At 29.1% G+C, this 13,429-nt stretch carries 15 protein-coding genes and 1 pseudogene; 1 reads left to right on the top strand and 15 read right to left on the bottom strand.

Features of this window, described 5'->3' with window-relative positions; all coding sequences use genetic code 11:
• Positions 1-40: 40 nt before the first annotated feature.
• The 9 genes and pseudogenes from FBF10_RS08700 to FBF10_RS08730 all read right to left on the bottom strand — a co-directional run bounded on the left by FBF10_RS08700 (position 41) and on the right by FBF10_RS08730 (position 6,935).
• Complete coding sequence (locus FBF10_RS08700; protein WP_020246953.1) at positions 41-295, bottom strand: hypothetical protein; 255 nt, start codon at positions 293-295, stop codon at positions 41-43.
• Between the two features lie 153 nt (positions 296-448).
• The gene (locus FBF10_RS08705; RefSeq protein ID WP_032596287.1) at positions 449-751 is read right to left on the bottom strand and encodes a hypothetical protein; all 303 of its coding nucleotides are present in this window, start codon (positions 749-751) and stop codon (positions 449-451) included.
• A 257-nt stretch (positions 752-1,008) separates the two neighbouring features.
• A complete protein-coding gene (locus FBF10_RS08710) occupies positions 1,009-1,245 on the bottom strand; it encodes a hypothetical protein (protein WP_020246950.1) in 237 nt (78 codons plus the stop codon).
• Positions 1,217-1,414, bottom strand: coding sequence for a POTRA domain-containing protein (locus tag FBF10_RS08715; RefSeq protein ID WP_223212451.1), 198 nt, complete (start codon positions 1,412-1,414; stop codon positions 1,217-1,219). The genes FBF10_RS08710 and FBF10_RS08715 overlap by 29 nt, the downstream gene beginning before the upstream one ends.
• A 449-nt stretch (positions 1,415-1,863) precedes the next feature.
• Positions 1,864-2,748 (bottom strand): hypothetical protein, encoded by an 885-nt coding sequence (locus FBF10_RS08555; protein WP_052854782.1) that lies wholly within the window; start codon positions 2,746-2,748, stop codon positions 1,864-1,866.
• Between the two features lie 157 nt (positions 2,749-2,905).
• Positions 2,906-4,348, bottom strand: a complete 1,443-nt coding sequence (locus FBF10_RS02330) for a filamentous hemagglutinin N-terminal domain-containing protein (protein ID WP_207306559.1) — start codon at positions 4,346-4,348, stop codon at positions 2,906-2,908.
• 60 nt (positions 4,349-4,408) lie between these two features.
• Positions 4,409-4,657 (bottom strand): hypothetical protein, encoded by a 249-nt coding sequence (locus FBF10_RS08720; protein ID WP_171907715.1) that lies wholly within the window; start codon positions 4,655-4,657, stop codon positions 4,409-4,411.
• A gap of 15 nt (positions 4,658-4,672) precedes the next feature.
• Positions 4,673-5,890 (bottom strand): hypothetical protein, encoded by a 1,218-nt coding sequence (locus FBF10_RS08725; protein ID WP_171907714.1) that lies wholly within the window; start codon positions 5,888-5,890, stop codon positions 4,673-4,675.
• A 325-nt stretch (positions 5,891-6,215) separates the two neighbouring features.
• Positions 6,216-6,935, bottom strand: a pseudogene (locus FBF10_RS08730) (hypothetical protein).
• A gap of 331 nt (positions 6,936-7,266) precedes the next feature.
• On the opposite strand from FBF10_RS08730, the gene FBF10_RS02345 reads away from it, so the two are divergent.
• Positions 7,267-8,022 carry a basic amino acid ABC transporter substrate-binding protein gene (locus tag FBF10_RS02345; RefSeq protein ID WP_002867836.1) on the top strand — a complete coding sequence of 252 codons (756 nt, stop codon included), beginning with the start codon at positions 7,267-7,269 and terminating at the stop codon, positions 8,020-8,022.
• 23 nt (positions 8,023-8,045) lie between these two features.
• On the opposite strand, the gene FBF10_RS02350 is transcribed toward FBF10_RS02345, so the two are convergent.
• From FBF10_RS02350 to FBF10_RS02375, 6 genes are read right to left on the bottom strand one after another with little or no spacing between them, the layout of a single operon-like run.
• Positions 8,046-8,684 carry an HAD family phosphatase gene (locus FBF10_RS02350; protein WP_002867837.1) on the bottom strand — a complete coding sequence of 213 codons (639 nt, stop codon included), beginning with the start codon at positions 8,682-8,684 and terminating at the stop codon, positions 8,046-8,048.
• Entirely contained in the window at positions 8,681-9,670 is a 990-nt protein-coding gene (locus FBF10_RS02355; protein ID WP_002776579.1) for an ABC transporter ATP-binding protein, read from the bottom strand. The genes FBF10_RS02350 and FBF10_RS02355 overlap by 4 nt, the downstream gene beginning before the upstream one ends.
• 3 nt (positions 9,671-9,673) lie before the next feature.
• Positions 9,674-10,453, bottom strand: a complete 780-nt coding sequence (locus FBF10_RS02360; protein ID WP_002867838.1) for an ABC transporter permease — start codon at positions 10,451-10,453, stop codon at positions 9,674-9,676.
• Positions 10,454-11,293, bottom strand: a complete 840-nt coding sequence (locus FBF10_RS02365; RefSeq protein ID WP_002867839.1) for an ABC transporter permease subunit — start codon at positions 11,291-11,293, stop codon at positions 10,454-10,456.
• Positions 11,290-12,099, bottom strand: a complete 810-nt coding sequence (locus tag FBF10_RS02370) for an alkaline phosphatase family protein (protein ID WP_014516750.1) — start codon at positions 12,097-12,099, stop codon at positions 11,290-11,292. The genes FBF10_RS02365 and FBF10_RS02370 overlap by 4 nt, the downstream gene beginning before the upstream one ends.
• Positions 12,096-13,421: an esterase-like activity of phytase family protein gene (locus tag FBF10_RS02375; protein ID WP_002888884.1), complete on the bottom strand. Its 1,326-nt coding sequence runs from the start codon at positions 13,419-13,421 to the stop codon at positions 12,096-12,098. Before FBF10_RS02375 ends, FBF10_RS02370 begins: the two co-directional genes overlap by 4 nt.
• Positions 13,422-13,429: the final 8 nt, after the last annotated feature.

The following is a 13,429-nucleotide window of genomic DNA, read 5'->3' on the forward strand; positions in this document are numbered from 1 at the left end:
GTTTAAAAATGGGGGGGGGGATTTTCCAATCACCCCAAAGTTAAAAGTATTTTTCTAGGCTTGCATAAACTCTTGCTCGATGTTCTCCATCGTGTTTAAACCGATGAACAGCTCTTGCAGCATCCATTTTTACATAAAAATTAGCACTTCTTGTATAGAGTATTTGTATACCCATTGCATCCATAAGATAATGATTTTCACTTTGATATTCTTTATTTTCATACCAAGAATACCCTATATCATAAAAAGGAGTCGAGTAAAGCCCTTCTAAAGGTGCTTGAAATCTTATTCCCAAGGTGACAGAAACAACATTATCCGCACTTCCCTCACCTTCTAAACAAACACATACACCACAAGGTCTACCTAAAGATACGGATTCACTACTATCTAAAACAGCATCGCTGATAACTTTTTGATAATTAAGTTGAAAAATGTGAGTTAAGCGTTCTTAGAATTGATATTTGTTGCTTAAATTTAAATTCATTTTTCCAAAATTTCCTAAATTTACTCCATTAAATCCAGAAAAATCACCATCATTTTCAACATTACCATATATAAAATTTAAAGTATAACTTAGGACATTATTCTCCAAACCTCTATAAGTTCTTTCTATGCCCAAATTTACACTATTTCTCGCTTTTTCATTGCTTACTAAACCATCAATCTTTTTATGAGTAAAACCCGAAACAAGATATAAAGAATACTCAGTATATAAAAACACAGGATAAGAAAAATTTACTCCAACATTCATAGAATCCCTATAAAAACTAAGATTTCTATAAATTCTGCCAGGAACATAATGTCCTTGAGTTGCAAATGGAGTAATTTTTAAATTCCCTATAAAAGTACTATAATTAATCCCATAATCTGTTTGATTTTCATCACTATCTTGAAGATAAAAATTTAAGTTATCCCCTTATCTTGCTATATTGTTTAAACTTTGACTCATTCCTGCTCTAAAACGACCTGTTTCTTTAGTCCCATAGTTGTTAGAATATAAAGTTAAAGTTACACTATCTCACCTTTGTTTACTTCTATAATAACATCGCTTTCTCCACAACCATCACCTGATTGTAAATTAGCATTGGTTTGGATTCCGTATATTTCATTGATTTTATAAATTTCATTTTCCACATTTTTAGTTGTGATAACTTTCCCTTTAAGATTTTTGTTCAATTTACTCTCTAAAGCATAATCTCTGACACCTGAGTTGTTTTTAATGATTACTTTTCCTAAAAGTTCCAAAAGCTATGTTAATTTGCACTTTATTAGAACTTAAATCTTGCGGTGGTATATAAGCAGTTGCCGAAGGATGGCTACTTAATTGACAATAATAAGCTATAATGTTTGTTATATCTTTTAAATTTTGTAAGCTTAATTCTTGGTTGCGATATTCAGCTATTGCATCTTGAATTTATTTTTCGCTAATTCTTAATTTTTTAAATGTCAAATCTTTATTATCGATATGCAAAACATACTCTCTTACAAAAACCTTAGCTTCATTTTGATCAGTTTGTAAATTTGCAATATTTGTAGTATTTTGCTCTTTAAAATTTACAGGGCTTTTTTGATTTTTTAATGTATTTTTTAATTTTTATTTTGTGGTCCATTTGCTTCAGAAGAGCTTTCTATAAGCTCTCTTATTTTATTATTATTTAGCTCTTCAGCATGTGAAAATACTTGCAATAAGATTAAATTTCTCATTTTTATTTCCTATTTTGCATTTACACAAATGTTCATTGTCTTAAAATTATCACTTACAATACAACGCAAACCACTACTTCTAGCATCTGTTTTTCCTATGTCCACTTGATCATCATCTTTTTTTTGTGTCTACTTTAGTTTGAATTTTTATAGGAGCTTCTACAACCTTTTCAGGAATTTCAGGCGGCAATACAGAAGGTTTGTCTGGATCTTCACCCCCTCCCTCTTTTTTTGTTTATCTGGCTCATAGATAGATATATTTGATTTTTCTGGCAATGAGGCTAATTTTCCTTCAAAATTATATTTTCCAGTGTACACTTTACCATCTACATCGCTTCCATTTATAGCAAAACCTTGAGAATTTAGAATCTCATTTTCAAGCTTATAGTGAAATCCTTCATTTCCACTAAGATCCGCAAACTGCTTTTCAAGAGCTTCTTTTTGTTCTAAAAGTTTTGCATACATAACTCTAAGCGTTTCATCGCTAACTAAGCCTGATTCTTTGATTTTTTCATAGTTTTTATTTTCTTTGTCAAGTTGAGCTAAGGCTTCTTGGTATTTTTGTAATTCTTCTTTAAAACTAGCGAAACAACCTTTGCCGGTTTTGATTTTATCCATAGCAGTTTTCTTTTGCGTCCATTTTTCATAAAGATTGGTATAATTTTTATAACTTTGTTCTTGCGAACCTTGCCATAACTTTAAAAATTCTTGTTCTACTCCAGTATCTTTAAATGTATTTAAGAAATTTAAACTTTGAGTGATCTCACTGGCTTCATTTTCCCCTGCCACACCCTTGCTATCTGCGTAAATCCAAGTTTTGGTATCAAAATCATAAGTGTATTTTCCATTCATCAAATCATCTAAAATTCTTTGAAGCAATTTAGGGTCAAAGTCGTCTTTGGATAATTTCACAGCATCTGTTACCTTGGTAAAAGAATCAGCAAAAGCATAAGAATTATTATCAAGATATTTTATATCGTTAAATTTCTTTCTTACAGCACTATCAAAATCTTTTTTTCCTGTTACTTCATTATTATATTGCACAGACTTAAAAAAATTCTGTCCTTCATCAATGTAACCATTTTCTAAATTATGATAAACATAAATATTACTAAAATTATTATTTACACTAATTCCAGGATCACCAATAACTTTTCCAGCTTGTGTTTTATAGTTTCCAGCATTCAAAATTGCTCCATTTTTATAAAAATAAGCAAGCATTATTAATCTTTAAATTTCCAACTTTTCCAGTAAATCCTCCTGTTTTACTATCATTCCCAGAAGTTATAAGTTTTTCTATGTCATTAACCACAACATTATTAAAATTACCACCATCAATTTGTCTGCCTATGCCACCCACATAAGAACCTTCTTTTGCTACTATACTTATATTATTAATAGCAACATTTGTAAAATTGATAGTGTTATTCCCTCCACTACCATTTCCCCAGCCTATTATTCCGCCAACTTTAGTATTTACAGCTGTATTAATAACGAGATCATTAACAGTCACATTTTCAAAACCCGTATAACTGTTTGCAATATTTTGCCCTACTATACCTCCAACATAAGCATCATAACCAGTTGAAGCAATTTTCAATCCTTGAATATTAAGGTTTCTTATATAGCTATTTTGAACAACTCCAAAAATTCCTACATATTGATTTGATGAATTAATATTAACATTTTTTAAAGCATAACCAGAACCATCGAAAGATTTAGCAAAAGCATTGCTTGTATTATCACCTACTATGTATGTTTTCACGCCACTAAAATCAATATCATCAATCAAACGAAAATGATCAAAAGCTGTTCTAAATTTTTCTTTATTTACATTCCAAAAATCAGCAAATTTATTCCATTCTGTTGCATCCGCAATACTTCCATATTTAGTCCAGTTTTTAACTTTACTACTATCATCAAAACTAAATTTACTACTAGAATTACCCAATAAAGCTCCATTTTCTTCAAAACTTGTTATGCTTTGTTGAATGATAGCTTCTTGCTCTGCTTTGGCTACGATATTTTTTGTATCTTTTACCACTCCAGCATCAACATAAACTTTATTACCTTCAAGTTTTAATACATCCAAAGTAATTTTTCCTTTATTGATTTCAACCTTATTTCCTATTAAAACAATATTATCTGCATTAATCTTTCCAAGATTGATAATATTTCCTTGCTTGCTTACATCAAATGCTGGAGAAAAACTAGCTTCTTGCTTTAAAAAAGTTTTAACATTCTCATCATTTAAAGGTGTCGTGCTAGCTACAAATTTTCCCGCAGTGATAGTTCCTGTTTTGCCAATCAAAACTCCCATGGGATTAACTAAAAAGATATTGTTATTCCCGCCATTTAAAGCTCCGTCTATCTTAGAAGCATCTTTTTGATAAGCAATGTTTAGGTAGTTTTTACCAGAAGTTGTAAAATTTACACTTTCATTTTGTCCTATATTAAAACCACCACCCCATTGGATAACATGATTTTGTCCTTTTCCTGTAATCGTTACAGTATTTCCAGAGGTATGGATAGTCCCACTTGTACCATGAGTAAATTTACCTCCTTGTGGCAAAGCATAAGCTTGAGAAAAGAGTAAAGAACTCACCGCAAATGATAAAACTATATGTTTACTCATCTTTTTCATGTTACTCTCCTTTAAAGTATGTTGATATAAATTATTTTTGCATCATCTGAAACTTCAAAGCTAAAAATTTACATTTTTCAATGTACTTTTAGCCAACTTTTCTATCTTGTTGTAATTAAATTTATTTTTATTATTTTTCATTTTTTCTAACAAATTTTCTAATTCTTGTTGATTTAACAATCCATTGTCACCATCATAAATTCCAACATCACTTTGTATGAGAATATATTTTCCTTTTGTTGGTTTATTTTTAGTAAAAATTTCCATACTTCCATTTGCAGGAAGATTGATAAGTTTTTCTATAGTCAAGATAGGATTTTTATTTTATTTGGTAAAATAAGTAAAATTTTCAAAGTTATTTACCACTTCTGATTTGACATCTTGAGTATCTATAATCAAACGATTATTTTTAGAAAAATCTTCTTGATGCGGTAGAATTTGAGTGATTATTTTGCCTTTTTTATTTACTTCATGAAAAACAGAACCAGAAAGCAAATCGATATTTACATCTTTAAAGAAATTTAACTCTCCACCTAAATATAAAGTATTGTTATAAGATTTAAAATTTGAAATATCCGAAGTTCCAGATGGAGCTAAAAATATAGCATCTTGATTTTTATACTCATCTATATTTAAATTAACAAGTTCCATGATATTATCATGAGAATTTGCAGACACTCCAGCTATCAACCCCACATAACCTTGTCTTTTATCTGAGGCAGTGCTAAAAGCTGTGTTGTTGATGATGATTTTATTAAAAGCACTTTCTTTATCTGCTTTTATGATGTACGAACTTTCCACAGCAGCCGAAGAACAATCTTTAAGCTTTATAAGGTTGTTATTTGCATTTTGAGTTGCTTTTAAAATAATTTTTGAACCCTTTCCTAAAGAACTCGCTTCGATTAAACTCTGAATGAGATTATAATTTATTTTATTATTTGAAACATTTTTAGTATTGATCATCAAACTTAAATTTTTAGATGATTTAATATTTTCAAAATTTACTTCATTATTGTTTGATTCATCGGCGATATAGTCTATACCTTCTAGCGTAGTTTCACTTGTAATAAAAGCATATAAAGGCAATGAAATAACAGAATCTTTTATACTTAAGGTATTATTATTTGCTTTTCCACTTAAAGTTCTTGCCGCATATACGGTAAATTTATCAGAATAATTTTGTGGAACTTTTTCATAGGTTAAATCATTTTGTATATCAATAACATTAAAATTCGCACCCTCTGTAGCAAAACCTCCGTAAAGATTGTGATAATTTTTTCCATAAAAATTATCACTGATTTTTAAAGGCTTTTTAAGGCGAAATACAATTTTATTTCCATTAGCTTCACCATCGTTAGAATACCCACCATAGAGGTTTAACGATGCATGTGTTTTAATGTTTTTATTAAGATGATCTAATGAGTTAAAATGATAAACTTCTATAGAATTTTTCTCTGCATTACCCTGTAATGTTCTTCCGCCATAAATTTCTCCAAATAAAACAGCATCATAAAAAGTTATTTTATTTTGCGAATTTACCATTAAATCTAAATTTAAATTTTTAATTATTACGGAATTTTTACTTACATTGTATTTTTTAAGATTATTTACATCAGCTAAAGCACCTAAAATTTCAAAGGTCGAACGAGCTGTATACTCACCATCTGGCCCATGAAGGACGATATTAGCTGAATCGATAAGAACTTTATTGTTCTATAAATTAGAATTTATGCCAAAAGCTCCCATTAAACGAGTAATTCTTTCATCATAAATATCCTTACCTTCTTCATCTGAAAAATACTGCGAATTATGAAGGTCAATTTTTGTATTTGACTCTAAGATTAATTTATTGTCTTTAGCTTCACCATCAAAAGCTAAAGATCCTGAAATATAAGGAGCTCCATTTAAGGGCAAGGTGTAGATATTTTCTACACCCATATTGATATAGGGGTTTTCTTTTAAAATGGTTTGATTGTTAAATCCCCCGCCCCCGTCAGTAAACGCCGCAGTAATTAAATACTTAAAACGATCACCTTTTTGAGAATTATTAGGCACTCCACAATCCCCTATGCTTGGTTTGCAAAAATACACAGAAGATAATTCTCCATTTTCTAATATAAGTTTATTATTTGTTGCATTTGTATTTTGAGCATAAGCTGTTACAATAAAAGGTATAAAAGAACTAGGAACGGCTTGAGTATCTGAAGATACGGTTCCTAAAGTGCTAAAAGCTGTTATGATCTCTTCTTTTGAAATATCCGGAGTTAAAATTTCAAGCTTGGATAAATTTTTATTTCCAGATTTAGGGTTATTATAAATCATAGTTAAATTTAATATAGGGTGTTTTGACTTAGAAGCATAGAAATTTTTTCCATTAATTTTTTTAAAAATTTCTGCTTGAAGATCATAAACTTGATTATCCTTAAAAGAATGTTCAGAAATATAAAAAATTTTTCCATCCTTGCTTGTAGCCTGAACCGCCGCAAAACAAACCGAAGAAGATAAAACCACACTACAAACGCCCAATCCAAATTTTGCATTTGTCTTATTTGTAAAAATTTTTAAAAATATTAAAATATTTTTTCATCTCATTTCTCACTAAAATAAATCCTTTTGATTTATCGCAAATTGATTATTTGCAACACTATCCCGTATGTCCTGAGTTGATTATAAAATAAAATATTAATTTGATATTTTATTTTTCAATATTTAAATTTAATGAAAATTTAACAAATTTTATATTAATATATTCTTAAATAAAATTTTATTTTAAATATTAAAAAAATACTTTTATAATTATTTAAATATTATCTAAAAGCACAACATTAATATAACTTTTCTAAAAATTGATCCAGACTTAATTAAATATAAATTTAAAATAAGTATAATTTTAAAACATTTTATATCAAAGGAAAAAAATGAAAAAAATATTAAGCATTGCTCTAGTTGCTTTAGTTGGTTTATTTTTAGGTGCTTGTAGTGATTCTAAAAATAAAGAATCAAATGCAAGTGTAGAATTAAAGGTTGGAACTGCTCCAAATTATAAACCTTTTAATTATAAAGAAAACTCAAAACTTACAGGTTTTGATACTGATTTGGTTGAAGAGATTGCCAAAAAAAATGGTATTAAAATTGTTTGGGTTGAAACCAATTTCGATGGATTGATTCCTGCTTTAAAAGCTGGCAAAATCGATATGATTGCCTCAGCTATGAGCGCAACTGACGAAAGAAGACAAAGTGTTGATTTTACCAAACCTTATTATATGAGTAAAAATCTTTATCTTAAGCTAAAAAACAACGACTCTCTTCAAACGAAAAATGATTTAGAAGGTAAAAAAATAGGAGTTCAACTAGGAACTTTACAAGAAAATACTGCAAAAGCTATCAAAAATGCACAAGTACAAAGCAATAAAGATTTAAACATAGCTGTTTTAGCACTAAAAAACAACAAAATCGATGCTATTGTAGCTGATCAAGATACTGCTAAAGGTTTTTTAGCTGAAAATCCAGAATTGGTAAGTTTCTACCAAGAAACAGATGGAGGAGAAGGCTTTAGTTTTGCTTTTGATAAAAATAAACAAAAAGATATTATTGAAATATTTAACAAAGGCATAGATGAAGCAAAAACTGATGGATTTTATAATACTTTAATTAAAAAATATGAATTAGAATAAGCGTGAATTTTCACGCTTATAGCTTAAAAAGTTAAAATTTCATATTTTCTCTCTTTTGCAATTTTTAAAATTTTTTCATCACCATTACATACAAAGGCTTTGCTAACAGACTCTAGTAAAGGTAAATCATTGATAGAATCACTAAAAAAATAAGAATCTTTCATCCATTTTTCATAATCTTTACCCAAATATTCCTTAAGTCTTAAAACCTTGCCTTCCTTAAAGCTATAAATCTCATAAGCTTTTCCACTAAATTTATCACCCACACGCTCGCATTTTATGGCTATGCTTTCTCTCACTCCCAAAAAAGAGGCGATTTTTCTAACTAAAAATTCAGCCGTAGCTGAAATTATAATACACCTTTGATCTTGATATTTGATTATAAGTTCTTTAGCTTTTTCATAAGGTTTTATATAAATTTTTATAAATTCATCTACTAAAGATGAAATTCTATCTTCATTTTTACCCTTAACACTTTGAAGAAAAAAAGTCATAAATTCATCCATATCAAGCTTTTTTTCTTGATATTGTTTTTGATAAAAAATGATTTTTTCTAAATATTCTTGAGGTAAAAAACCTTTTTCAACACAAAATTTAAGCCAAAGTTTAGCACTATCGCCTTGTATTAAAGTATCATCTAAATCAAATAAAACAAGCTTCATTTTAACTCTTTTGCTAAAGAAAGATTGAATTTTAAAGCGATTTTATCACCTGCTTCATAAGTACTATGAGTGCTAAAATTTAAAGTATCTACCTTAAATTCAATTTCTTGCACTCTAACCCTATAGCGTATGATATTACCTAGCAATGATTTTTCTTTGATCTTAGCCTCTAAGCCTTCGTTAGAAATTTCTATGGTTTCAGGACGCAAGGCTATATCTTTTTTAAAATCGTGTTTTAAACCCAAGCTATCAAGCTCTTTAGGGCTTAAAATATTGTAATTTCCTATAAAGCTAGCCACAAAATGAGATTCTGGCAAAAGATAAAGATTGTTTGCGTTGGAATTTTGTATGATTTTACCCTCATTCATTAAAATAATCCTATCGGATAACTCTAAAGCTTCTTCTTGATCGTGCGTTACAAAAATAGTGGTGAGTTCAAGTTCTTTTTGAATTTCTTTAATTTGCACCCTTAAATGCTTACGAATTTTAGCATCAAGTGCCGATAAAGGCTCATCAAGCAAAAGTAAATCAGGTTTAGTCACCAAAGATCTTGCTAAAGCCACTCTTTGCATTTGTCCGCCTGAAAGCTTATGTGGATAAGTTTTAGCGTATTCTTCAAGCTCGACGAGTTTTAACATTTTTTTCACTCTTTTTTCTATGTCCTTTTTATCCATTTTTTTGATCTTTAAACCAAAAGCTACATTTTCAAAAACATTAAGATTTGGAAAAAGAGCGTAATTTTGAAAAACCATACCTATATTTCTTTTTTGAGGACTTAATTTAGTAAGATCTTTATCATTTAAAGAAATTTTTCCTCCATTAATTTGGCTAAGCCCTGCTATACACCTTAAAAGAGTGGATTTTCCACAGCCACTTGGGCCCAAAAGGGTTATAAACTCACCCTTTTTAGCACTAAAATTAATATCTTCAAAAATAATTTTATCCCCATAAGCTTTTTTAAAATTTTTAATCTTTAAATAAGCCATTTTTTACTCCTTAATCAAACTAGCTATAAAAGTTGTTATAAAAATTAACACAAAATAAACTATTACCAAAGCACTAGAATAATGCCCACTTTGATTTTTGATATTATAAAGATAAACTTGCAAAGTCTCATAAGCACTTCCTACAAGAATATTTGCGTATAAAAATTCGCCTATTAAAAAAGAAAAACTTAAAAAAACTGCCACCAAAATTCCATTTCTTAAATTAGGCAAGACAAGCTTAAAAATCGCTCCCATTAAAGAACCTCCAAGCATAGCATTAGATGCGATGAGTTCATTTAAATTGACATTAGACATAGCATTATCTAAAGCCCTATATATAAAAGGCAAAGCTATAGTAAAATAAGTAAAAATGAGTATCCAAGCTGTGCCTCCTATATTGTCAGCACAAAGTTGCAAAAGCCCCACACAGCTAACTATAGGAGGTACAGCAAAAGGCATGATAATAAGTATATTTACAAAGGCTTTTAATTTTAAAAAATAATAATTTAGCACAAAAACCAAAGGAAAAACAAGAATCACAGAAAGTAAAATACTGCCCACACAAACAAGCAAAGAATGCCAAAGAGCAAGTAAAAATCTTTCGTCATGAAAAAGTTCTTGATACCATTTAAGCGTAAGATCATCAGGCAAAACACTTACACCCCAAGAAGTGGAAATAGAATATAAAAAAGTAGCCATTAAAGGCAAAGCTAAAAACAAAAAAACCAAAAACAAAACTGCATAATGATAAATTTTAGCTTTTAAACTCAAATTTTCATTCATTTAAAGCACCTTAAAATTATATTTTTTAGAAAGGAAATTGGCTATAAAGGTAACAACAAGCATGATAATAGTTATAATGATACTTAAAGCACTAGCCATATAAGGATCAAGATTGATATCGCCTGCGATTAAAGCAGCGATTCTTACAGGAGCGACATTAAAATTTCCCGAACTTAAAGCATAAATAGTCGCATAAGCTCCAAAAGCATTGGCAAATAAAATCACAAAAACACCAAACAAAGCAGGAGCGAGCAAAGGCAAAGCTATTTTTAACCAATATAAAAAATTGCCTCCACCTAACATTTTACAAGCATTTAAATGTGAATTTTCAAAACTTTTAAAAGCTGGAAGCAAAAGCAAGATCGCCAAAGGAATTTGAAAATACACATAAACAATATTTACCCCAAAATTAGCATAAACACTAACAAAAGGCTCTATACCTAAATTCTTCAAAAACACATTAACTACACCATTGCTTCCAAGAACTATAATGAAAGCAAAAGCTAAAGGAACTCCTGAAAAATTACTTATCATAGTATTTAAAGAAAAGAGAAAATTACATATTTTTGATGGAGCTAAAATAAATAAAGAATAGCTCGCCAAAAGCCCTATTAAAAGTCCAAAAATACTAGAAATAAAACTGATTTGTAAAGAATTTATAATGCTTTGTAGATAGAATTTGGACTCAAAAATATGTATAAAATTGGCTAAAGAATAAATTTCATCCTCTTCTACATAAAAAGCATTAAAAACAATCCAAATCAAAGGTGCTATCATAAAAAAAGTAAAAACTATAAAAAAAGGTAAAATACTTAAAAAGGCTAGAAATTTTTCTTTCATTTTTTGGCCTTTAAAATTTCATCATTATATCTCTTATCGTGTTTAAGTCCTAAAATTTCACAGACACTGCCACAAATTTCATCCTGTTTTATCTTGGCATTTTCATACGAAAAAGCACTACCAAAAGTGAAAAAAGGCACTAAAATTTCATCTTCGCTTAAGCCTCCATGACTTTTACCCTCTGTCATACCATGATCGCTTGTGATGATTACATTAATACCTTGTTCTAACCAAGTAGGCAAATACTCAGAAATCAAATTATCAACTTTTTTGGTTTTATTAGCATACTCGATAGAGTGTGAGCCAAATTTATGTCCTGCATCATCTATATTCATAGAGTGTATAAGAGTAAAATCTAGATTATATTTGTTTCTTAAATGCTCTCCATCTGCAAATAAATGAGAATCTAAATAATCATCTTCATAATAAAAATGTCCATAAGGTAAAGTTAAATTTTCATCTTCTATATGGCGATGTAAAGAAGGAATAAATTCTTTTTTATTATAAAGCTCAAAAACCCAATGATAAGCTGCGCCTCCAGCTTTTAAGCCTTGTTCTTTGCAAAGGTCAAAAATGCTTGTTTGTTTTGAAAAACTCGATTTATTATTAATTATCCCACTTAAAACAGGCTTTACGCCTGTTAATAAGCACTCGTATAAAGGACGAGACATACTAGGAAGTTCGCATTCTAAAGAATAAAATTTGCCTAAATTCTCTTTGCAAAGTGCATTTAAATATCCCATATTTATACTAGTGCTTTTACAATTTAAGCCATCAAGCACAACTAAAATAACTTTGGACATCATTTACTCTTTAAAAAATCTTTTACTTCAAGCAAAATAAACTCATTATCATCAGTCTTATTAGGTTCTCTACTTGAAGAATAAGGAAAGTTATTGTCATTTTCTATAACTATATGAGAGTCATCTACTATATCCACACCTTCTATGGTTTCAAAAGGAAAAACAAATTTATCATTTACCAAAGGCTTTTTAGAAATTTTATTTCTATCCTTAATATTTAAAAGATCTATATAAGAAATTTTTTGAGCTTCATGAGTTTTATCATCTAATTTAACCTTATAAATTCTTTTAAATTGAGCTACATTATTAAAACAATGCTTAGTATCTTCACCTTCTTTGCAAGCCTTATCTTTAGTGCCTTCTTTTTGATCTCTTTCTATGATGATGCCGTATTTATCATCTATCATATTAAAATCACCTATGAAATGGCTTTTATCTTCTAAGAAATATTTATAAGTTTTTCCGGTGAATTTTTTATTTTTTACATCAAATTCTATGATTCTTAGATATTCTTTACCTTTTTCATTCTCATAAGCGTTGTTATTATAAATGCTTCCTTCTAAAAGCAAATAAAGTTTAGAACCATCTTTAGAGCTTGCCATAGCTTCAAAGCCTTTAGAACGCTTGATATTAAATTTCTCATTTTCTCCATCAGGCTTATCGCTAAATTTTAAACTTGGATTATCAGGAGAAATAAGTTTTTTACCCTCCACATACACATCAAAAACTTCTTTCAAATTCCCATTCTTATCAAAATGAAGCAAATAAGGACCAAATTCATCACCTATATAAAATTCATCATTGATAACCTGTATACTCTCAGTATCAAAATCAGCCCCACTTAAATACCTTTCTTTGGTTGTTTCGGTGGTTATAGGATAGGGGTATTTTTTATCACTATCTTTAAAAAAAACTGTTTTTAAAAGTTCGTATTTTGAGTTTTTAAAATCAAATTTAAACTCGTGAGCATAAAGCATAGAATCATAAGAATTATACTTTTTACCCAAGCCATTATCGCTAATTACCCAAAAAACATCTTTTTTTGGAATATATTTTATCCCACTATGTCCTTGTATAGGTTGATTTTTAAAAGGTAAATAAAAATCTGTTTCCCTGTTTCCCTTAGATTTAAAAGTTCCAATTTTTTCTTCTCTAGTGATATTTGCAAATTTCCCATAAGTTTTAAAAAAATCAGGAGCATCCTTAGGAGGTTTTACTGTACTTTTAGAATCTATGATAATATGCCCTGCTAAATTGGCCTCATACTCTTGAACTCCAAATAAAACACTGCAAAGCATAGCACTTGTTAAAATAACCTTTTTCATCCAATCTC

Origin of the sequence: Campylobacter sp. CFSAN093249, from assembly GCF_011067895.1 — a bacterium.
In the GTDB taxonomy this organism is placed as follows: Bacteria; Campylobacterota; Campylobacteria; order Campylobacterales; family Campylobacteraceae; genus Campylobacter_D; species Campylobacter_D jejuni.

What these genes read in the sequence shown, in the direction of transcription:
- FBF10_RS02330 (WP_207306559.1), bottom strand. Translation starts at nt 4,348, where the DNA reads ATGAAAAAGATGAGTAAACATATAGTTTTATCATTTGCGGTGAGTTCT.
- FBF10_RS02370 (WP_014516750.1), bottom strand. Translation starts at nt 12,099, where the DNA reads ATGATGTCCAAAGTTATTTTAGTTGTGCTTGATGGCTTAAATTGTAAA.
- FBF10_RS02375 (WP_002888884.1), bottom strand. Translation starts at nt 13,421, where the DNA reads ATGAAAAAGGTTATTTTAACAAGTGCTATGCTTTGCAGTGTTTTATTT.
- FBF10_RS02365 (WP_002867839.1), bottom strand. Translation starts at nt 11,293, where the DNA reads ATGAAAGAAAAATTTCTAGCCTTTTTAAGTATTTTACCTTTTTTTATA.
- FBF10_RS02355 (WP_002776579.1), bottom strand. Translation starts at nt 9,670, where the DNA reads ATGGCTTATTTAAAGATTAAAAATTTTAAAAAAGCTTATGGGGATAAA.
- FBF10_RS08725 (WP_171907714.1), bottom strand. Translation starts at nt 5,890, where the DNA reads ATGGTAAATTCGCAAAATAAAATAACTTTTTATGATGCTGTTTTATTT.
- FBF10_RS02360 (WP_002867838.1), bottom strand. Translation starts at nt 10,453, where the DNA reads ATGAATGAAAATTTGAGTTTAAAAGCTAAAATTTATCATTATGCAGTT.
- FBF10_RS02350 (WP_002867837.1), bottom strand. Translation starts at nt 8,684, where the DNA reads ATGAAGCTTGTTTTATTTGATTTAGATGATACTTTAATACAAGGCGAT.
- FBF10_RS08705 (WP_032596287.1), bottom strand. Translation starts at nt 751, where the DNA reads ATGAATGTTGGAGTAAATTTTTCTTATCCTGTGTTTTTATATACTGAG.
- FBF10_RS02345 (WP_002867836.1), top strand. Translation starts at nt 7,267, where the DNA reads ATGAAAAAAATATTAAGCATTGCTCTAGTTGCTTTAGTTGGTTTATTT.